Below are 21,455 nucleotides of genomic sequence, written 5' to 3' on the forward strand. Positions count from 1 at the left end.
ACCGCGCCTGAACCCCTGCCAGAACAAGGAGAACCAGCGTGGCTGCCCTGTCCCGACCGACGAGACGCCGCACCGGACGCGGCCTCGCCGCGCTGCTCGCGGTGCTGGCCTGCGCCAGTGCGCTCGCCCCTGCCGCCCAGGCCGAGCCGGACCACCGGTTCCGCGATCCCCGGCTGCCCTTGCAGACCAGGGTCGACGACCTGCTCCGGCGGCTGACCCTGCCGGAGAAGGTCTCCCTGCTGCACCAGTACCAACCGGCCATCCCCCGGCTGGGCGTGCGCTCGTTCAAGACCGGCACCGAGGCCCTGCACGGCATCGGCTGGACCACCGACAAGTCCACCGGCGGCTCGGTGGTCACCGCGGCCGGAACCGTGTTCCCGCAGGCGATCGGGTTGGCCAGCACCTGGAACCCGGAGCTGGTCCGGCAGGTCGGCGCCGTGGTGGGCACCGAGGCCCGCGGCTACCACGCGGAGAACCCGGACGTGTGGGGGCTCCAGCTGTGGGCGCCGGTGGTCAACCTGCTGCGTGACCCGCGCTGGGGCCGCAACGAGGAGGGCTACTCCGAGGACGCGCACCTCACCGGCGTGCTCTCCACCGCCTACGGCAAGGGCGTGCAGGGCCCGGACCCGGACCGGCTGCGCGCGGCCCCGGTGCTCAAGCACTACCTGGCCAACAACAACGAGACCCGGCGCACCACCACCTCCTCGAACCTGCCGCCGCGGGTGAAGAAGGAGTACGAGGAGGCCGCGTTCAAGGCCGCGATCTCCGCGGACGCGGCCACCGGCGTGATGATGGCCTACAACCTCATCAACGGCCGCCCGGCCACCGCGCACGCCGACGCCAACGAGGTGATCCGCTCCTGGACCAAGCGGGAGCTGTTCAACGTCACCGACGCCGCGGGCCCGAACAACCTGGTGCAGTCGCAGCGGTACTACGCCGACCGGGCCGAGGCCGACGCGGCCACGCTCAAGGCCGGGGTGGAGAGCTTCACCGTCGACGACACCGACTCCAGCAAGACGGTCAACGCGGTCAACACCGCGCTGAGCAGGGGGCTGATCGCGGAGTCCGATGTGGACACCGCGGTGCGCCGGATGCTGAGCGTGCGGTTCCGGCTCGGCGAGTTCGACCCGGATGGTGGACCGTACGGGCACATCACCAAGGACGTGGTGAACAGCCCCGAGCACCAGCGGCTCAACCGCAAGGCCGCCGCCGAGGCCATGGTGCTGCTGAAGAACGAGCGCGGCCTGCTGCCACTGGATCCGGCGCGGGCCAAGAAGGTCGCGGTGGTCGGGCCGCTGGCCGACACCCTCTACACCGACTGGTACTCCGGCTCGCTGCCCTACCGGGTCACCCCGCGCCAGGGCATCGCCGAGCGGCTGGGCGCGGGCGGCTCGGTCGCCTTCAACGAGGGCGTGGACCGGATCGCGCTGCGCACCCCGGACGGCCGCTACGTCACCGCACCGGCCGACGGGTCCGCGCTGACCGTCACCGGCGCGGGCGCCGGGCAGCACTTCGACTCCTTCGACTGGGGCGAGGGCGTGCTCGCGCTGCGCGCGGCGGCCAACAACCGTTACGTCTCCTACGGCACCGGCGGCACCCTGGTCAGCAACGCCGAGCAGCCCAACGGCTGGTACGTCCAGCAGCAGTTCAAGCTCACCCCGCACGGCGCGGGCCACGTGCTGGAGTACGCGGGCAACGAGACCGACGAAGGCTGGTTCGGCGACAAGAAGTACGTGGTGGCCGGCGCCGACGGCAAGCTCACGGTGAGCGCGGCCACCCCGGCCGCGGCGACCACCTTCACCAAGGAGACCGTCAGCAGCGGCGTCGAGCAGGCGGTGCGGGCGGTGCGCGGCGCGGACGCCGCGGTGGTCGTGGTGGGCAGCATGCCGTTCATCAGCGGCCGCGAGGACGACGACCGCGCGGACCTCAACCTCGCGGCGGGACAACAGAAACTGGTCGAGGCGGTGCGCGCGGCCAACCCCAACACCATCGTGGTGCTGGAGAACAGCTACCCGACCACGATCAACTGGATCCAGCAGCACGTGCCCTCGGTGCTGTGGACCTCGCACGCCGGCGCGGAGACCGGCAACGCGCTGGCCGACGTGCTCTTCGGCGCGCACAACCCGACCGGGCGGCTCACCCAGACCTGGTACCGCTCCGAGCGCGACCTGCCCAGCCTGTTCGACTACGACATCATCAAGAACGACCGCACCTACCAGTACTTCCGCGGCAACCCGCTCTACCCGTTCGGCCACGGCCTGTCCTACACCGAGTTCGGCTACCGGAACCTGCGGCTGAGCAAGCCGGTGGTGGCCGCCGACGGCGAGGTGACGGTGAGCGTGGAGGTCACCAACACCGGTGCGCGGGCGGGGGAGGAGGTCGTGCAGCTCTACACCCACCAGCGCGCCTCCCGGGACAAGCAGCCGCTGCGGCAGCTGCGCGGGTTCGACCGGGTGCGCCTGAACCCGGGTGAGACCAAGGCGGTGCGGCTGACCCTGCGCGCCGCCGACCTCGCGCACTGGGACGTCACCCGCAACCGCTGGGTGGTGGAGAACAGCCCGCAGGACATCATGGTCGGCCGCTCCGCCACCGACATCCGCCAGCAGGGCACGTTGTTCGTGCGCGGGGAGACCATCCCGGCGCGCGAGCTGACCGGCCCGGCCCGCGCCGTCGACTTCGACGACTACCGGGGCGTGGACCTGGTCGATGAGACCAAGGTCCGCGGCGACGCGGTCGGGGCCACCGCGGGCGACTGGATCAAGTTCAGCGACGTGCGGCTCAACGCCAAGTCCCTCACCGCCGCGGTGGCCAGGGCGGCGCCAGGGGAGACCACCGTGCAGCTGCGGCTGGACGATCCGGTGCGCGGCCCGGTGATCGGCACCGCGACGGTGCCCAGCACCGGGGACGCCTACCGCTACACCACCATCACCGCGCCGCTGACCGGCGCGCACGGCCGCCGGGACGTGTACCTGGTCTTCGGCGGAGACCTGCGGATCAGCTCCCTTTCCCTGCGCTGACAAGGGTTTCCATGCGAACGAGGCTCACCGGGGCGGGGCTGGCACTGGCCCTCTCGCTCACCCTGCCCACCACCCCCGCCGCGGCCGCCCCGGCCGCCGGCGGCGGTTTCTCGGTGCTCACCTACAACATCGCCGGACTGCCCGAGGGCATCTCCTCGGGCAACCCGGCGGTCAACACCCCGCTGATCAGTCCCCGGCTCGCGCCCTATGACGTGGTGGCCGTGCAGGAGGACTTCAACTACCACGCCGCCCTCTACGCCGGGGACAAGCACCCGCACCGCACCGCCACCAGCGGCGGGGCCGGGATCGGGGACGGGCTCAACACCCTGTCCGCGTTCCCGGTGCAGGACTTCGCCAGGGTCAAGTGGGCCGCGTGCAACGGCACGGACTGCCTGACCCCCAAGGGTTTCACCGTCTCCCGGCTGCGGGTGGCCGAGGGCGTGCACCTGGACCACTACAACCTGCACGCCAACGCGGGCGTCACCGAAGCCGACCTGGCCGCCCGCCGGGCGAACATCACTCAGCTGACCCGGTTCATCGCCACCCACTCCGCGGGCAACGCGGTGCTGGTCACCGGCGACACCAACACCCGCTACACCCGCACCGGCGACAACATCCGCGAGCTGGTCACGGGCGCGGGCCTGACCGACCCCTGGGTCGAGCTGGTCCGCGGCGGGCAGCCGCCCGCGGCGGGCGCACCGGCGCTGGTCTGCGACCCGGCCGCGGTCACCAACGAGTGCGAGGTGGTGGACAAGATCTTCTACCGGGGCAACCGGCTGCTCCGGCTCGCCGCGCGCTCCTACCACAACGAGCACGCGAAATTCTTGGACGCCAAGGGCAAACCGCTCTCCGACCACTACCCGCACCTGACCAGGTTCGAGTTCACCCTGGCCGAGGGCATCCGGCTCAGCGACCACTTCGGCGGTCCGCACGGCACGCCGTTCACCGACCTGGACCGGGTCAGCGGCCCGCTGGCCGAACGCTCGGTGGTGCTGCGCGGGGCGGAACGCCTGGACGCGGTGGAGCTGACCCGCGCGGACGGCACCACGTTGCGGCACGGCGGTTCCGGCGGCACTGCCAACACGCTGACCCTGGCCGCCGGTGAACGCCTGGCCCAGCTGACCCTGACCAAGGGCCAGCACTCCGGCCGCACCAGGATCTTCTCCGCGCGGCTGACCACCGACCGGGGGCGGGTGGTCAGCGCCGGACAGCCGACCGGCGACGCGGTGACGTTCACCGCGCCGCCGGGCTGGCGCATCGCCGGGTTCACCGGCCGGGCCGGCGCGGAGGTCGACCAGCTGGGCGTGATCTACCTGCCAGGCTGACCGGTCGCCTGGGCCCGGTCGCGGTGACCGGGCCCAGGCGCCGGGCCTCAGTCCGCCCTGACCACGTCCACGTCCAGCCCGGCTTCGCGGTGCCGGGCCACCCAGTGGTCGATGGCCTGGCCGCAGGCCTGGTCGAGGTGCCGCAGGCCGGTGAGGTCCAGCCGCACGTGCTTGGTCAGCGGCAGGCCCTCCAGCACCGAGAGCAGCCTGGGCAGCCGCAGGAAGGTCGCGTTGCCGCGCAGCACGACCACCTCGTCGTCCTGGCCCTGCGGGGTCACCGTCACCGACAGGTGCGAGACGTCCCACGCGGTCTTGAGCACCGCGGCCAGCAGCCCGGCCAGGGTGCCGGTGAGCAGGTCGGTGCTCACGATCAACCCGGCGGTGAGCACCAGGATGGCGCCCTCGGCCCGGTCGGCGCGCAGCATCTCCGCCACTGAGCGCAGACCCAGCAGCTTCCAGCCCGCGTGCACCAGCAGCGCGGCCAGCACCGCGGCCGGCAGGTAGGTCAGCAGACCCGGCAGCAGCGCCGCGAACAGCAGCAGCCACACCCCGTGCAGCACCCGGGAGGCCTTGGTCTGGGCGCCCGCGTTGACGTTGGCCGCGCTGCGCACGATCACCGCGGTCATCGGCAGCGCGCCCAGCAGGCCGCACACCGTGTTGCCCACGCCCTGCGCGATGAGCTCCTGGTTGTACTGGGTGCGCGGCCCGCTGTGCATGCGGTCCACCGCGGCGGCGCTGAACAGGCTCTCCGCCGAGGACACCAGCGCGAACACCAGCGCCGAGCCCACCACCCCGGCATCCAGCAGCGAGAAGTTCGGCAGCTGGATCTGCTCCAGGAGGTTGCCCACCTGGATGCGCTGCACGTCCAGCCCGGCGATCACTGCCACGGCCGCCGCGACGACCACGCCGACCAGCATGCCAGGCACGGTGCGCAGCCGCCGTGGCGCGCGCTGCCACAGCAGCATCACCACGATGGTGAGCACGCCTACCGCCAGCGCGCTCAGCCCGGCCGTGGTGGTCAGCGCCGACTCCACCAGCCCCGGCAGCCCGGCCGCCTTCGCCCAGGTGCTCACCGGCTGGGCGGCACCGGCTAACGGGTAGAGCTGGCCGAGGATGAGCACCAGCCCGATGCCGGCCAGCATGCCCTGCACGACGGCGGGGGAGATGGCGCGGAACCAGGTGCCGCAGCGCAGCGCGCCGAGCAGCACCTGCAACAGCCCGGCGCCGAGCACGATCAGGCCGAGCGCGCCGAGGCCGTGCTTGGCCACCGCGTCGGCCACCAGCACGGTGAGCCCGGCCGCCGGGCCGCTGACCTGCAAGCTGCTGCCCGGCAGCAGGCCGACCACGATGCCGCCGACGATGCCGGTCACGATGCCCAGCTCAGCGGGCACGCCGGAGGCCACCGCCACGCCGACGCACAGCGGCAGGGCCACCAGGAACACCACCAGCGAGGCGCCGAGGTCCTGGCCGATGGTCTGCCGCCAGCCGGGGCGGCGTAGCGGGGGAGTGTGTTGTTGCTGGGTGGGTTCCATCGTCCTGGTCACGGTCGGCCTCACAGGGGCTGGAAGGTCGAGGCCGCGGCGGGGGTCAGCACGGCACCGGTCTCGATGTCGTAGAACCAGCCGTGCACCCGCAGCTCACCGGCTTCGATCCGCTCGCGGACGAACGGGTAGGCCTCCAGCGTGCGCAGCTGCGCGAGCAGGTGCCGCTGTCCCTCCTCGCGCAGCGCCGGGTCCGCCGCGGTGGCCGCGCCGGGCAGGCGGTGCTGGGCGAGCCAGCCGCGCATGGTGGGCAGGTGGTCGATCACGGCGCCGTGCAGCGCGCTGACCGCGCCGCAGTGCGAGTGCCCGCACACGATCACCTCGGGCACCCGGAGCCCGACCACGGCGAACTCGATCGTCGCCATCTCGCTGGTGGGGGCGTCTTCGCGGTATTCGGGAATGACGTTGCCCGCGGTGCGCAGTTCGAACAGGCTGCCCGCTTCGGCTCCGGTGATGGCTGCGGGGACGATGCGCGAGTCCGCGCAGGTGATGAACAAGGCGGTGGGCTGCTGACCGGCCGCGAGGCTGCGACCCGCGTTCTCCGGGCGGCGGACGGGGTGTTCGCGGGCGCGCTCGATCAAGCGACGGATATCCATGGGATCCCTCACTGTGCATTGTGTGTGTTCAGCTGTTCAGCGACATCCGTGCTGATCAGTTCCGGAACACCTGTAATGCCGGAGGTGAGGTCAGTTCGCGCAGGTGCTCGGCCGGTCGCATCCGGGGTGGCGGACGGTGCTCGTCCGGCCGGATGTCGTGCGCGGGCCGTTGTGCCGCAAGGAGTTCGGTGGCCGGGCGGGGCCGGCGGGCGACCAGGCGGGCGGGCGCCTCCCTGGCGGCCTTGCGCGGGAATTCCTCTTTCGGGCTTTCCTTGGCGGGCTTGTGGCTTTCCTTCGCCGGGTGGTGGCTTTCCTTCGACGGCTCGGGGTTGTGCGGGCCGGACAATGGCAGCACGGCGGCGTTGTCGACGAGGGGCTCGCAGGCCGGGGTGAGCACACCCAGCAGGCTCAGCACAATCGCGACCAAGACCGCGCGCACTGTCCTCCCCTCCCGGGCTCGTCCTTGATCATACTGTCCAGCGGTGATTCAGAAAAGTCGAGTTCAGCCCCGTGAATTTCTGAAGAATTTCCGCATTCCGAGACGCGCTCCGTTGCGCGCCGAATGGTTCACCAATCATCTCAGCATACCGGGTGTGCTGCCAACCCCCCACTTGACGGGGGTTAGCCGGGGGGCTAGATGTTTACGTAAACATCACACGGCCGACGGGAAACCGATGACCAGACTGATCAGCATCCTTGCCGCGTCAGCAGTGGCCTTCGCCGCCGTGGTGACACCGGCCGCGGCGGCCGCGCCCTCGACCACCGTCCGGCCCGATCCGACCTACCAGCAGCAGCCGTTCCAGGGCTGGGGCACCAGCCTGATCTGGTTCGCCAACGCCACCGGCGGCTACCCCGCGGAGATCCGCGAGCGGCTGGCCGACCTGCTCTTCGGCGAGCAGGGCCTGCGGCTGAACATGGCGCGCTACAACATCGGCGGCGGCAACGCCCCCGACGTGCCGCCCTACCTCCGCGCCGGCGCGGCCGTGCCCGGCTGGTGGCGGGCGCCCGCGGGCACCACGCGCAAGGACACCGACTGGTGGCGGCCGGGCGACCCGCGCCTGTTCGACCCCTCGGCTGACCCCCGGCAGCGCTGGTGGGTGGACCGGATCAAGTCGAAGGTCACCCACTGGGAGGCCTTCAGCAACTCCCCGCCCTGGTTCCAGACCGTCAGCGGCTACGTCTCCGGCGGCTTCGACCCGAACACCGACCAGCTGCGCGCGGACCGGATCGAGGACTTCGCCGCCTACCTGACCCAGGCGATGGTCGAGCTGGAACGCGCGCACGGCATCCGGTTCGGCACCCTGGACCCGTTCAACGAGCCCAACACCCCGTACTGGCGCACCACGCTGGGCCCCGACGGCAACCCGACCGGCGGCCGCCAGGAGGGCGCGCACATGGGACCGGCCTTGCAGGCCAAGGTCATCCCGCCGGTGGCCGCGGCACTGCGGGCGAAGTCGTTGCGGGCGGCGGTCTCCGCGCCGGATGAGACCAACCCCGGCATCTTCGCCGAGAACTGGGCTGGCTACCCGGCCGAGGTGCGCGCCAAGGTGGGGCAGCTGAACGTGCACACCTACGGCACCGGCCGCCGCACCTCGGCCAGGGACATCGCCAAGGGCGCGGACAAGCCGCTGTGGATGAGCGAGGTGGACGGCTCCTGGGGATCGGGGCAGAGCTTCACCAGCATGGACCCCGGCCTGGGCATCGCCGAGCGGGTGATCGACGACCTGCGCGAGCTGGAGCCGCGCAGCTGGCAGCTCTGGCAGGCGATCGAGGACTACGACAACATGAAGCCCGGCGGCGAGTCACCGGCCGGCATGAACTGGGGCGTGGTGCAGATCCCGTTCAACTGCGGGCCCAAGGACACCCTGGCCACCTGCGCGCCCCGGGTGAACACCAAGTTCCACACCCTGCGCAACTTCACCCACCACATCAGGCCCGGCGACCGGCTGGTCGCGGTGGACACCACCACCGACGTGGCCGCGGTGCGTGGGCCCGGCGCGGAGCTGACCTCCGTGGTGCACCTGAACAAGACCGACCAGCCGCAGGACGTGACCCTGGACCTGTCCCGGTTCGCCTCGGTGTCGCCATACGCCAGCGTACGGCCGGTGGTCACCGACGCACGCGGCGCGCTGGTCGAAGGGTCCGCGGTGCGGGTGCGCGGGGGCAAGGCCACGCTGACCGTGCCGGCCCGCTCGGTCACCACCTTCCAGGTGCGCGGGGTGAGCGGGGTGCGCGGTGAGGCCGCGCTGGGCGGCGACTACCGGCTGACCGGCGCGCAGAGTGGCAAGTCGCTCGCACCCGCGGGCACGGACCTGGTGCAGCGCACCACCGACCCGGCGGCCAAGGACCAGGTGTGGCGGCTGGAGCGCAAGTCCGGCGGCTACGGCAACCGGGCCCAGTTCGCGGTGGTCAACGCCGCCACCGGGCAGCGACTGGCCGCGGCCGGGGGCACGGTGGTGCTGCGGCCCGGCGCGGCCGATGGCCCGGAGGCCAGGTGGATCCCGTCCTCCACCGGCGACGGCAGCTGGACCTTCGTCAACGTGGGCACCGGCGCGGTGCTCGACGTGACCGGCGAGTCCCAGGCCGACGGCGCGCGGATCGGCCTGTACCAGCCGACCTCCAAAGACAACCAGCGCTGGACGGCTGTCAGGCAGTCGAAATGAACCGTCGAATTCCGCGTCGAACTCCTTTTCCGGCGCGGAGTGCTTGACCTGGCGAAACTTGCGCCCATACGGTCGAAAACGCTTACGCCCGGGGATTTCCTGACTGCGAGGTAGCAGCATGCGGTATCGGCCGAGGTCTTCGCGGGTTCTCCGGGCGCGGCCCGCGCTCTGGCTGGCGGCAGCCGTGCTCGTGCTGCCGCTGGCCCAACCGGTACCGGGCGCGCAGGCCCAGGAGCCGGGTGACGGCTACCTCAGCCACACTCCGGTGCGCGACGGGTTCACCCTCGCCGCGGCGGGCCGGGCCGCGCCGCTGGTGGTCAGCGCGGCCGACCACCCCGGCGTGGTCCGGGTGGTCGGTGACCTGCGCGAGGACGTCGGCCGGGTCACCGGGGTCAAACCGGCCGTGTCGGTGGACCAGGTGCCGCGGCAGAGCCAGGTCGTGCTGATCGGCACCATCGGCAAGAGCCCGCTGATCGACGGCCTGGTCGCCGCCGGGAAGCTGGACGTCAGCGGCATCGCCGGGAAGTGGGAGACCTCGCTGCAACAGGTGGTGGCCAACCCACTGCCCACAGTGGACAGAGCGCTGGTGATCGCGGGCAGCGACCAGCGCGGCACCATCTACGGCGTCTACGACGTGTCCAAGCGGATCGGCGTCTCGCCCTGGCACTGGTGGAACGACGTGCCCGCCCGGCAGCACAGCGCGCTGTACGTGCGGCCGGGCAGGCACAGCCAGGGCACGCCCGCGGTGCGCTACCGCGGCTTCTTCGTCAACGACGAGGACCCGCAGACCGGGACCTGGGCGCCGGGACAGTTCGGACCGGGCAAGGCCCCCGGCCACCCCAACGGGCTCAACAGCCGGTACTACGAGAAGGTCTTCGAAGTGATGCTGCGGCTGAAGGCCAACTACCTGTGGCCCGCGGTCTGGGGCCGGGCCTTCGCCGAGGACGACCCGGCCAACCACGCCACCGCGACCCGCTACGGCGTGGTCATGGGCAGCTCGCACGAGGCGCCGATGATGCGCGGCATCGAGGAGTGGAACCGGAACCCGCGCGCGCACGGCGGCACCGGCGAGTGGAGCTTCGTGCGCAACCCCGAGGCGGTCAAGGCGTACTGGCGGGAAGGCATCCGCCGCATGCGCGCCCAGGACTTCGAGGGCGTGGTCACCCTGGGCATGCGCGGCAACGGCGACACCAAGCTGCCCGACGGCGACGCGATCGAGCTGATGGAGAAGATCATCGCCACCCAGCGGCAGATCCTCACCGAGGAGGCGGGCCGCCCGGTCACCGAGGTGCCGCAGGTCTGGACCCTCTACAAGGAGGTCCAGCGCTACTGGGACAAGGGTCTGCGCGCACCCGAGGACGTCACCGTGGTCTTCGCCGACGACAACTGGGGCAACATGCGCAAGCTGCCCCAGCAGAACCTGCCGCCGCACGCCGGGGGCTACGGCCTGTACTACCACTTCGACTACGTGGGCGGCAGCCGCAACTACAAGTGGGCGGACACGGTCAACCTGGCCAGCACCTGGGAGCAGCTGCGCACCTCGCACACCTACGGGGTGGACCGGCTCTGGGTGGCCAACGTCGGCGACCTGAAGAACATGGAGCGGCCGACCCAGTTCTTCCTCGACTACGCCTGGAACCCGGCCGCGCTGACCGCCGACCGGATCGACGACTGGGAGCGGGAGTTCGCGGCGCAGAACTTCGGCGCCGCCGCGGCCCCGGCGGTGGCCGGGCTGCTGCACACCTACGGGCAGCTGCAAGCCCGCCGCAAACCCGAGTCCACCAACCGGAAGATGACCCGCACCGCCACCGGCGCGGTCAGCACCGACGACACCACCACGCCGTTCAGCATCGAGAACTACGCGGAGCTGGAACGGGTCACCGCCGAGTGGCAGTCACTGGCCGCCAGGGCCGAGTCGGTCCGGGCCACCCTGCCACGCGCCGACCAGGACGCCTACTACCAGCTCGTCTTTTACCCGATCAAGGCCACCGCGAACCTCTACGCGTTGCGCCAGGCGCAGTTCCTCAACCGCCGGTACTGGACCCAGGGCCGCGCGGCCGCCAACGACCTGGCCGACCTGGCCGCGGCCCGGCTGGCCGAGGACAAGGCCATGTCGGAGTACTACAACACCACCCTGGCCGGCGGGAAGTGGCGCGGCTGGCAGACCGAGACCAAGTTCGGCTACGGGGACAAGGAGCGCTACGGCAAGGACGCCAGCTGGCAGTCCCCGCCCGCGCCGGATGAGATCTACCCCAAGCCGCAACGGGTCTCCGTGCCGGCCGCGGCCGAGCTGGGTGTGGCGATCGCGGGTTCGCGGGACTGGTGGCCGAACTCGGCCGCCACGCCGGTGCTGCCCGCGTTCAGCCCGCACCAGACCCAGCCGGAGCAGCACATCGAGCTGTTCAACCGGGGCGCCACCGCCTTTGACTACCGCATCAGCACCTCGGTGCCGTGGCTGACCGCGACCCCGGCCGAGGGCACCGTCGGCAAGCAGGTGCGGGCCACGATCCGGGTGGACTGGTCCAAGGCGCCGTGGGGGACCTTCCGGGTGCCGATCACGGTGACCGGGGCCGGGCGCACCGTCACGGTCGAGGCCGTGCTGGACAACCCGGCAGGCCCAGCGCCCGCTCCCGGCTTCGTTGAGGCCAACGGATACGTCTCGATGGAGGCGGAGCACCACTCGGCGGCCGTGGGCGGCAACGGCGTGTCCTGGCTGCGGGTGCCCGACCTCGGCCGCACCGGTTCGGGCATGACCCCGGACCCGCCCACCGCGGCCACCCAGACCCCCGGCGCCGGGCCCCGGCTGGAGTACCGGATCAACCTGCGCGCCGCGGGACCGGTCACCGTGTGGTCCTACCTCTCACCGCGGAACAACGTCCTGTACGGCAACGGGATCCGGTACGCGGTCTCCATCGACGACCAGCCCGCGAAGATCGTGAACACCACCGCGGGTGTGGACGACACGACCATGAACGCGTTGTGGGGCCTGCACACCGCCGACGGGGTCAACCGCAGCGCGACCACGTTCACCGTGGACAAGCCGGGCGCGCACACGGTCAAGTTCTGGATGGTGGACCCGACCGTGGTGGTGCAGAAGCTGGTGGTGGACACCGGCGGGCTGGCCGAGAGCTACCTCGGGCCGCCGGAGAGCCACCGCGTCAGGTCCTCGGGTTCACCTCGCTAGGACACGACCTAGCACGGGTTCTTCTTCGACTCACGGGACGGTTGCGATGTCGTTGCGGCGACGGACAAGGCAGTGGTGGGCTCTGCTCCTCGGCGGTGTGGTCGCCGTGGGGCTGTGCGGCGCGCCGGTGGCGGCGCAAGCCGAGCCGGGCGAACAGGTCCGGCCGGTCGACCGGGCGGTGGACTTCACCGAGGGCTGGCGCTTCGCCCTGGTCAACACCACCGGCGAGGAGGCTCCGCAGCCGGACCCGCGCAGTCCACTGTGGACTGATGTGCGGCTGCCGCACGACTGGAGCATCGGGCTCAACCCGGTGCAGAACGCGCACACCACCGCCGGCACCGCCTTCCTGCCCGGCGGACTGGGCTGGTACCGCAAGACCTTCACCCTGCCACCCTCGGTCGCGGGCAAGAAGGTGGCCATCGAGTTCGACGGCGTCTACATGGACGCCGAGGTCTACCTCAACGGCAAGCTGATCGGCCGCCACCCCTACGGCTACACCGGCTTCGCCCTCGACCTCACCCCGCACGCCCACACCAACGGCACCCCGGATGTGCTCAGCGTCCGGGCCCGCAACCAGATCCCCAGCAGCCGCTGGTACTCCGGTAGCGGCATCTACCGCGACGTCCGCCTCATCGTCACCGACCCGGTGCACGTCACCCGCCACGGCGTCACCGTGACCACCCCCGACCTGGCCAACACCATCGGCTCCGGCTTCGCCACCATGCGCGTGCAGACCAGCGCCGTGAGCGAGAATTCCCCGGTTCAGGCCGACATCGTCGCCACGGTCAAGGATGCCACCGGCAAGGTGGTGGGCCGGGGGAGCGCACCGGCCGACCTCGGCCCGGAGCCGGGCACCGCGAGCACCGAGGTGCGGATCGAGCAGCCGGTGCTGTGGTCGACCGAGCGGCCACATCTGTACACAGTGGACACCGAGGTCGTGGTAGCTGGCAAAGTGGTGGACCGGGTCTCCACCCGCACCGGCGTCCGGTACTTCGCCTTCGACCCGGACAACGGTTTCTCGCTCAACGGCAAGGAGACCAAGCTCAAGGGCGTCAACCTGCACCACGACCTGGGCGCCCTTGGTTCCGCGATCAGCAAGGACGCGATCGTCCGGCAGTTGCAGATCATGAAGAGCATGGGCGTCAACGCCGTGCGCACCTCGCACAACCCGCCCGCACCGGAGTTCACCCAGGCCTGCGAGGAAATGGGTCTGCTGTTGCAGATCGAGGCATTCGACACCTGGCGCACCCCCAAGACCCCGTACGACTACGGCCGCTTCTTCGACGCGCACAGCAGCGCCGACATCCGCGAGATGGTGCACGCGGCCAAGAACTCCCCGTCTGTGGTGATGTGGTCCATCGGCAACGAGATCCACGACACCACGTTGCCGATCGGCATCCCGATCGCCCAACGACTCATCGCGGACGTGCGCGCGGTCGACCCCACCCGGCCGATCGTGATGGGGTCGAACAAGTACCACCGGGTGCCCACGGCTGGCTCCCCGCAGGACGAGATCCTGAAACTGCTCGACGGCCTGGGCCTGAACTACAACACCGCGGCTTCCACCGACGCCCTGCACGCCCGCTACCCGACCAAGTTCTTCTTCGAGAGCGAGTCCTCTTCTTCGACCTCCACCCGCGGCTACTACCAGGACCCCGACCAGCTCAACACCGGGGAGAACTACACGCCGGGACGCCGGAACACCTCGTCCTACGACAACAACCTGGAGTACTGGACCTACAGCGGTGAGTACGGGCTGAAGAAGGACCGGGACCGCAAGTGGTTCGGCGGGCAGTTCCTGTGGACCGGCATCGACTACCTCGGCGAGCCCACGCCGTATGACGTGTTCCCGGTGAAGGCCTCGTTCTTCGGCGCGGTGGACACCGCCGGGTTCGCCAAGGACTTCTACCACCTCTTCCGCAGCCAGTGGACCACCGAACCGATGGTCCACCTGCTGCCGATGAACTGGACCGACCACAAACCCGGCGACCAGGTCTCGGTGTGGGCCTACAGCAACGCCGACACCGTGGAGCTGTTCCTCAACGGCAAGTCCTTGGGAGAACGCAAGTTCGACACCAAGACCACCACCAGCGGCACCTCCTACCTGGAGACCACCGAGGCCACCGGGGACGACAAGACCGTCACCTCCGGCCGGTTCCCTGGCAGCTACACCAGCCCCAACGGCAGCGCGGGCAAGCTCCACCTGACCTGGACGGTGCCGTTCCAGCCCGGACAGCTGGTCGCGGTCGCCAAGCGCGGCGGCACCGAGGTTGCCAGGGATGAGCTCCGCACCGCGGGCGCACCGCATGCGATCAAGCTGACCCCGGACCGCAAGACGACCAAGGCCGATGGCAAGTCGCACACCTTCGTCACCGCCGAGGTCGTCGACCGGGCCGGGGTGGTCGTGCCGGGCGCGGACAACCTGATCTCCTTCCGGGTCAACGGCGGCAGCCTGGCCGGGCTGGACAACGGCCGTCAGGAGAGCGCGGAGAACTACCAGTCGAACTCGCGCACCGCGTTCAACGGCAAGGCACTGGCCATCGTCCGATCCGGCCGCGGCACACCGGGCGTGGCCGTCACCGCGAGCGCGCCGGGCCTGCGGGCCGGGATCGCGATCGTCCCGGCCACCGGCGGCCGCCAAGGAACCGCGGTGCCCGAACCGCCGGCCACACCAGCGGAGGCCCCGGTCGCTGCGGCGGATGCGAGCTACTCGGGCGCGGCGGACACGGTGCCGGCCGCGATGCTCGACGGCAACCCGGCCACCGCCTGGTCCAACCACTACCGCAAGCGCGCCACCGCCCTGCTGCCCGAGGTGAGCCGGGCGCACCCGGCGGCCTGGGTGTCGGTGTCCGGAGTGGACGCCGGGCCGGTCGGCTCGGTGGCGGCCTCGTTCGTCACCGACACCGCGCACGCGTTGCCCGCGAGCATCGGGGTGTCCTACTGGGACGGACGAGCGTTTGTCCCGGTGCGCGATCCGAAGATCACCTGGGCCACTGAGTCCGGCCAGCCGACCAGGATCACCTTCGACCCGGTGCGCACCAGCCGCATCCGGCTGGACCTGACCAGCCGCGCACCGGGCACCGCGCACGGCTTCCTGCGGATCGCGGAGCTCGCCGTCGAACGCTGACCCCGAAGTGTCGAATCCGTCGTCGAATGTGCCGTCGATTCGACGAAACCGTTGTGGCGCAACAGTTTGCCCTGGACAATTCGGCTCGCGATCCGGCACGCTGTCCCCAGTTTCGCCGCCGAAGCGAAGGGTGGCACCACCATGCGCATCACCGCAGCCACACTGGCCCTGCTGGTCACGGCGAGCCTGGCCAGTCCAGGGCTCGGCCGGGCGGCGACCTGGGAGGACGTGGTCACGCCCAGCTCATTCGGCGGCTACGGCGCGCTGGAGTCGGAGTGGAACTACCGCTACCCCTGGGGTTCGGACCACAACGGCTCGGCGCGGATGTACGCCAGCGCCAGCGACCACAACCACGTCTCGCTCTCCGGTGGCGTGCTGACCCTGCGCGCCTCGCGGATCTCCTGGAACGAGGGCAACAGCTCCGCCTCCCCGCACCTGCCCATCCGGTACCACTCCGGCGCGATCCACGCCAAGGACCAGGTGCTGGTCACCGACCAGTTCCCCAACTACGAGGTCAGGGGCGAGTTCCAGGCCCCGTCAACCCGCGGGACCTGGCCGGCGTTCTGGCTGACCGGTGTGCGCAGCTGGCCGCCGGAGAGCGACATCCTGGAGTTCAAGGGCGACAACCGCAACTGGTTCAACACCTTCCGCTCCGCCAGTGACGTCTCCACCACGACCGTCGGGGTGTCCTCGCCCGGCTCCTGGCACACTTACCGGGCCTGGATCACCAAGGTGAACGGCACCGACGTGGAGATCCACTACTACCTGGACGGGAAGTGGATCGCCAAGCACACCGGGCGGAACTTCGTCGGCAAGCCGCTGTGGGTGATCCTCAACCTGCAGATGGAAGGCTCCTCGGGCAGTCCGGGACCGGGCGGGGACACGGTGTACCGCGCCCGCAACGTCTACATCGGACGGACCAGGGCATGAGCGGGCGACGGGCGGTGCGGGCCGCCGTGCTGAGCCTGGCGCTGCTGGCCGGGTCGCTGGCCGTGCCGGGCACCGCGATGGCGCAGCCGCAGGCGCGGCTGGTCTCGGACACGCTGCTGGACTCCTCGGCGCTGTACTTCGTCTCCTACGACGGCGTGGTGAACAACAACTCCTTCCAGCAGGAGGCGATCCTGACCCACAAGGGGCACCAGTACGCCACCTGGTACACCGCGAGCCGTCACGCGGTGATCGCCCGGCGGCCGGTGGGCGGCACCCGGTGGGAGACCGTGACGCTGCCGCACCGGCTCAGCGTCAACGACTCGCACAACGTGATCTCCCTGGGCATCTCGCCGCAGGACGACACCGTGCACGTCGCGCTGGACACGCACAACACCCGCCTGCACTACCTGAGGTCCACCCCCGGCCTGGCCGGTGGCACGGCGCCCTGGCAGGCGGCCGCCTTCGGCTCGGTGCGGCGCACCCTCGGCGAGGTCGAGCTGGGCGCGATGACCTACCCGCGGTTCCTGGTCACGCCCGAGGGCAGGCTCCAGTTCAGCTACCGCACCGGCGGTTCCGGCAACGGCGTCAACGAGCTGGCCGAGTACTCCGGCGGGACCTGGCGCAAGCTCGGCGCCTGGACCTCGGCGACCGGCTCCTACACCGGCCCCAACGGCGTGGTCTCCGGCACCAGGAACATGTACCTGCACGGCCTGACCTACGACCGGAACGGACGGCTGCACGCGGCCTTCACCTGGCGCGAGGGCAACGCAGGCGTGCTGTGCGCGCGGGGCGGGCTGACCAACCACGACACCGGCTACGTCTACAGCGACGACCGCGGCCGCACCTGGCGCAACGGCGCGGGCGCGGTGGTGGGCACCACCGGCGGCACCAGGGTGAGCGTGAACTCACCCGGCGTGGTGGCCGATCCGCTTGGCCCCAACCACGGGCTGATGAACCAGGAGAGCCAGACGGTCGACGCGGCGGGCACGCCGCACGTGGTGATCAGCTACGTGCCCGGCCGGTTCACCCAGTGCGTCACCGACTACGCGCGGCAGCGGGCCCAGCACGGCCGCGCCTTCCACCTCGTCCGCGGCGCCGACGGCGGCTGGACCAAACGGGAAGTGCCGATCGCCCCGAACCACACCCAGCGCAGCAAGATCGTCCTTGACCGATCGGAAAGCGCTTACTTGATTATGCCCGGCGGCCGGATCGTGGCCGCCAGCAAGGCGAGCGGGTGGACGGACTGGCGGCTGGTGTTCGACGGGGCAGGGCTGCGCGCCTTCGGCGAGGTCAACGTGGACGCCTCCCGCCTTGCCACCCAAGGGATTGTCTCCGTGCAGTACCAGCAGACCTCCAGTGGCAGCACGCCGTCACCGATCCGGGTCGCCGACTTCCGTCTCGGCTGAGCACACCACCAAGGATGCCCATGACCAGCAGAGGCCGTCTGTTCCGCTCGCTCGCGCTCACCGCCAGCCTCGTGCTCGGCGCGGTCCTGCCGGCCGCCGCCGCGCCGAGCGACGCGGTCACCGTGCGCGTCGATCCGTCTTACCAGCAGCAGGAGTTCGAGGGCTGGGGCACCAGCCTGGTCTGGTTCGCCAACGCCACCGGCGGCTACCCGGAGCCGATCCGCCGCAAGCTGGTGGACCTGCTCTTCGGCGAGGACGGCCTGCGCCTGAACATCGCCCGCTACAACATCGGCGGCGGCAACGCCCCGGACGTCCGCAAGGACTACATGAAGAAGGGCGCGACCATGGAGGGCTTCTGGAAAGCCCCTCCAGGCACCACCCAGAAGGACAAGGACTGGTGGCGGCCGGACAACCCCGCGCACTGGAACCTCGACGCCGACGCCAACCAGCGCTGGTGGGTCGATCAGATCAAGCGGAAGGTCACCCACTGGGAGGCCTTCAGCAACTCCCCGCCCTGGTTCCAGACCGTCAGCGGCTACGTCTCCGGCGGCTTCGACCCGAACACCGACCAGATCCGCCCGGACCGGGTCGAGGACTTCGCCACCTACCTGGCGCGGGTGAGCGCCCACCTGGAACGCGCGCACGGCATCAAGTTCGGCACCCTCGCGCCGCTCAACGAGCCGAACACCAACTACTGGGGCACCCAGCTCGGCCCGGACGGCCAGCCCACCGGCGGGCGGCAGGAGGGCGCGCACGCCGGTCCCGGCCTGCAACAGCAGGTGCTGCTGGCCTCGCGGCGAGCCCTGGACCGGCTCGGCTCGCGCACCGAGGTCTCCGCGATGGACGAGACCAACCCCGGCATCTTCGCCCGCAACTGGCAGGGCTACGGCCCGGCCCGCGAGGTGATCGGCCAGCTCAACGTGCACACCTACGGCACCGGCCAGCGCACCAGCGCCCGGGACATCGCCAAGGGCGCGCACCGCGACCTGTGGATGAGCGAGATCGAGGGCACCTGGGGCACCGGCACCGACTACACCGGCATGGAACCCGGGCTGGGCATCGCCACCCGCATGGTGGAGGACATCCGCGAGCTGGAGCCCACGGCCTGGGTGCTGTGGCAGCCGATCGAGGACACCGGCCCGCAGGTGAGCGCGGGCAAGAACTGGGGCAGCATCCACGTGCCGTTCACCTGCACGGCCAAGGACACCTTGCAGACCTGCCCGATCCGCACCAACACCAAGTTCCACACCATCCGCAACTTCACCCACCACATCCGGCCCGGCGACCGCTTCGTCAAGACCGACCAGCCCGCCACCGTGGCCGCGGTGTCGCGCTCCGGCGCGCAGGCGAAGGTGGTGCACGTCAACAACGGCGCCGCCACCCGCACGGTGACCCTGGACCTGTCCCGGTTCGGGCAGATCTCGCCGCAGGCCTCGGTGACCCCGGTGGTCACCAGCACGTCGGGCGCGCTGGTGCGCGGCAACCCGGTGCGCGTCAACGGCGGGTCGGCGAAGCTGACCGTGCCCGCGAAGTCGGTCACCACCTTCCTCGTCGACGGCGTATCCGGCGTGGCCAAGGACGCCGCGCTGATCCAGCCCGGCCACCGGTACCAGCTGGCGGGGGTGGCCAGCGGCAAGTCGATGGCGCCCGCCGCGAGCGGCACCGGCGTGGTCATCCGCACCAGCGACGCCAGCGCGGCGCAGCAGTGGTCGGTGCGCAAACTGGGCGGCGCCAACGGAAACCGCGAACGGCACGAGATCGTCCACGCCGGTAGCGGCACCCGGATCGCGGCCAGGGGCAACGCCGCCGTCCTGGAACGGACGGGCACCCCGGCCAGTCCGGCCGCGCAGTGGATCATGTCGACCACCGGCGACGGCAGCTGGACCTTTGTCAACGCCGCCACCGGCCGGGTGCTCGACGTGACCGGGCAGTCCACCGCCGATGGCGCCGCGGTGACCACCGCCGACCCCTCCTCCGCGTCCAGCCAGCGGTGGCGGGTGACCGACCAGACATCGCCCGCCCCAGGAACCCTGCAGTAGTCACTTCGACGAATGGACCCTGCCATGCACAAGTCAACGGTGATGCGTGCACTGCTCATCACCACATCCACAGCCCTGGTCGCCACCGCCGCGGCCTACCCCGCCACCGCCGCCGCACCAGCCCCCGCACAGGCCGAGCAGCTCGACCGCGGCCTGATCAGCGTGCACACCGGCACCGGCAACTTCCTCAGCTGGCGGCTCGCCACCGGGGAAGCCCCCACCACCGAGTTCGTGGTCTACCGCAACGGGCAGAAGGTGACCGCGAAACCGGTCTCCGCCACCAACTTCCAGGATCGCGGAGCTGCGGCCGACGCCGTCTACGAGGTCCGCCCGGTCATCAACGGCATCGAACAGCGCAGCACCGCCACGCCGCCGCTGCGCATGGCCGCACACACCGAAGGCGAACTCGGTGTCACCGCCAGCACGCGGGATGTGCCCTTGCAGATCCCCCCGGGCGGCTCGACCTCCTCCGGGGCTTACACCTACGAGGCCAACGACGCCAGCGTCGGCGACCTCGACGGTGACGGACAGTACGAAATCGTGCTGAAGTGGAACCCCACCAACGCCAAGGACAACGCCCACGCCGGCCACACCGGCAACACCATCCTGGATGCCTACAAACTCGACGGCACACGGTTGTGGCGGATCGATCTGGGGCGCAACATCCGCTCCGGCGCGCACTACACCCAGTTCCAGGTTTTTGACTACGACGGCGACGGCAAAGCCGAGCTCGCGGTCAAAACCGCCGACGGCACCCGCTCGGGCACCGGTCAGGTCATCGGCAACGCCAACGCCGATCACCGTAACTCCAGCGGCTACGTGCTGGCCGGACCGGAGTTCCTGACCGTCTTCCGCGGCACCGACGGCGCGATCCTGGACACCGAAAGCTATGTGCCGCCGCGTGGCAACGTCGCCGACTGGGGTGACAACTACGGCAACCGCTCCGACCGGTTCCTGGCCGGCACCGCCTTCGTCGACGGTTCCAAGCCGAGCATCATCATGGCGCGCGGCTACTACACCCGCGCGGTGGTCTCCGCCTGGGACTTCCGCAACGGACAGCTCACCCGACGCTGGACCTATGACTCCGGTCGCAGCGGCGGGGCTTACGGGCAGGGCAATCACAACCTGTCAGTGTCCGATGTGGACGGTGACGGCCGGGATGAGATCATCTACGGCTCGGCCACCATCGATGACAACGGCGCGTTGATGTATCGCACCGGGTTCGGTCACGGCGACGCCCTGCACGTCAGCGACCTGGTGCCGAGCCGGCCGGGTCAGGAAGTGTTCACCGTGCACGAGTCGGGCAACCAGCCCGCGATGGATGTCCACGACGCCCGCACCGGCCAGGTCATCTACCGGGCACCGGCGTGCAACTGCGACAACGGCCGGGGTGTGGCTGCGGATGTGTGGGCCGGTAGTCCTGGTGCGGAGATCTGGTCGGGTGCGGTGGGCGGGTTGCGCAGCGCGGCCAACGGCAACCAGGTCGCCGCGCGCAAGCCCGGGTCGCAGAACTTCGTGATCTGGTGGGACGGCGACGCCCAGCGCGAGTTGCTGGACGGTACGCAGATCAGCAAGTACGGCACCGGCGGCGACACCCGCCTGTTGACCGGTTCGGGGGTCTCGTCCA

At 70.8% G+C, this 21,455-nt stretch carries 12 protein-coding genes; 9 read left to right on the forward strand and 3 right to left on the reverse strand.

Translation table 11 applies throughout. The annotated features are described in order from the left end of the window. Positions 1-38: 38 nt before the first annotated feature. Both M8C13_RS14390 and M8C13_RS14395 read left to right on the forward strand, forming a co-directional pair. The gene (locus M8C13_RS14390) at positions 39-3,017 is read left to right on the forward strand and encodes a glycoside hydrolase family 3 C-terminal domain-containing protein (RefSeq protein WP_252481066.1); all 2,979 of its coding nucleotides are present in this window, start codon (positions 39-41) and stop codon (positions 3,015-3,017) included. Between the two features lie 11 nt (positions 3,018-3,028). After that, the gene (locus tag M8C13_RS14395; RefSeq protein ID WP_252481067.1) at positions 3,029-4,342 is read left to right on the forward strand and encodes a jacalin-like lectin; all 1,314 of its coding nucleotides are present in this window, start codon (positions 3,029-3,031) and stop codon (positions 4,340-4,342) included. Positions 4,343-4,389: 47 nt separating this feature from the next. Here M8C13_RS14395 and M8C13_RS14400 read toward each other — a convergent pair whose 3' ends face one another. Genes M8C13_RS14400 through M8C13_RS14410 form a run of 3 tightly spaced genes read right to left on the reverse strand, consistent with a single transcriptional unit; the run spans position 4,390 to position 6,918 of the window. Then, positions 4,390-5,886, reverse strand: coding sequence for a SulP family inorganic anion transporter (locus tag M8C13_RS14400; protein ID WP_252481068.1), 1,497 nt, complete (start codon positions 5,884-5,886; stop codon positions 4,390-4,392). Positions 5,887-5,894: 8 nt separating this feature from the next. Beyond that, positions 5,895-6,479, reverse strand: a complete 585-nt coding sequence (locus M8C13_RS14405) for a carbonic anhydrase (RefSeq protein ID WP_252481069.1) — start codon at positions 6,477-6,479, stop codon at positions 5,895-5,897. A 55-nt stretch (positions 6,480-6,534) separates the two neighbouring features. Continuing rightward, positions 6,535-6,918, reverse strand: a complete 384-nt coding sequence (locus tag M8C13_RS14410) for a hypothetical protein (protein ID WP_252481070.1) — start codon at positions 6,916-6,918, stop codon at positions 6,535-6,537. 235 nt (positions 6,919-7,153) lie between these two features. Here M8C13_RS14410 and M8C13_RS14415 point away from each other — a divergent pair, with 235 nt between their 5' ends. From M8C13_RS14415 to M8C13_RS14445, 7 genes are all read left to right on the forward strand, one after another. After that, entirely contained in the window at positions 7,154-9,142 is a 1,989-nt protein-coding gene (locus M8C13_RS14415) for an RICIN domain-containing protein (protein WP_252481071.1), read from the forward strand. A 118-nt stretch (positions 9,143-9,260) separates the two neighbouring features. Beyond that, positions 9,261-12,326 (forward strand): glycosyl hydrolase 115 family protein, encoded by a 3,066-nt coding sequence (locus M8C13_RS14420; protein WP_252481072.1) that lies wholly within the window; start codon positions 9,261-9,263, stop codon positions 12,324-12,326. Between the two features lie 46 nt (positions 12,327-12,372). Next, a complete protein-coding gene (locus M8C13_RS14425) occupies positions 12,373-15,453 on the forward strand; it encodes a glycoside hydrolase family 2 TIM barrel-domain containing protein (RefSeq protein WP_252481073.1) in 3,081 nt (1,026 codons plus the stop codon). Between the two features lie 141 nt (positions 15,454-15,594). Beyond that, on the forward strand, positions 15,595-16,383 hold the full coding sequence (locus tag M8C13_RS14430) for a family 16 glycosylhydrolase (protein ID WP_252481074.1): 789 nt from the start codon (positions 15,595-15,597) through the stop codon (positions 16,381-16,383). Continuing rightward, positions 16,380-17,789, forward strand: coding sequence for a BNR repeat-containing protein (locus tag M8C13_RS14435; RefSeq protein WP_252481075.1), 1,410 nt, complete (start codon positions 16,380-16,382; stop codon positions 17,787-17,789). The genes M8C13_RS14430 and M8C13_RS14435 overlap by 4 nt, the downstream gene beginning before the upstream one ends. Before the next feature lie 20 nt (positions 17,790-17,809). Then, positions 17,810-19,828, forward strand: a complete 2,019-nt coding sequence (locus M8C13_RS14440; RefSeq protein ID WP_252481076.1) for an RICIN domain-containing protein — start codon at positions 17,810-17,812, stop codon at positions 19,826-19,828. Between the two features lie 24 nt (positions 19,829-19,852). After that, positions 19,853-21,455: rhamnogalacturonan lyase (locus tag M8C13_RS14445; RefSeq protein ID WP_252481077.1), on the forward strand; the 1,603-nt coding region annotated here is incomplete at its 3' end.

This window comes from Crossiella sp. SN42, from assembly GCF_023897065.1.
Taxonomy (GTDB): domain Bacteria; phylum Actinomycetota; class Actinomycetes; order Mycobacteriales; family Pseudonocardiaceae; genus Crossiella.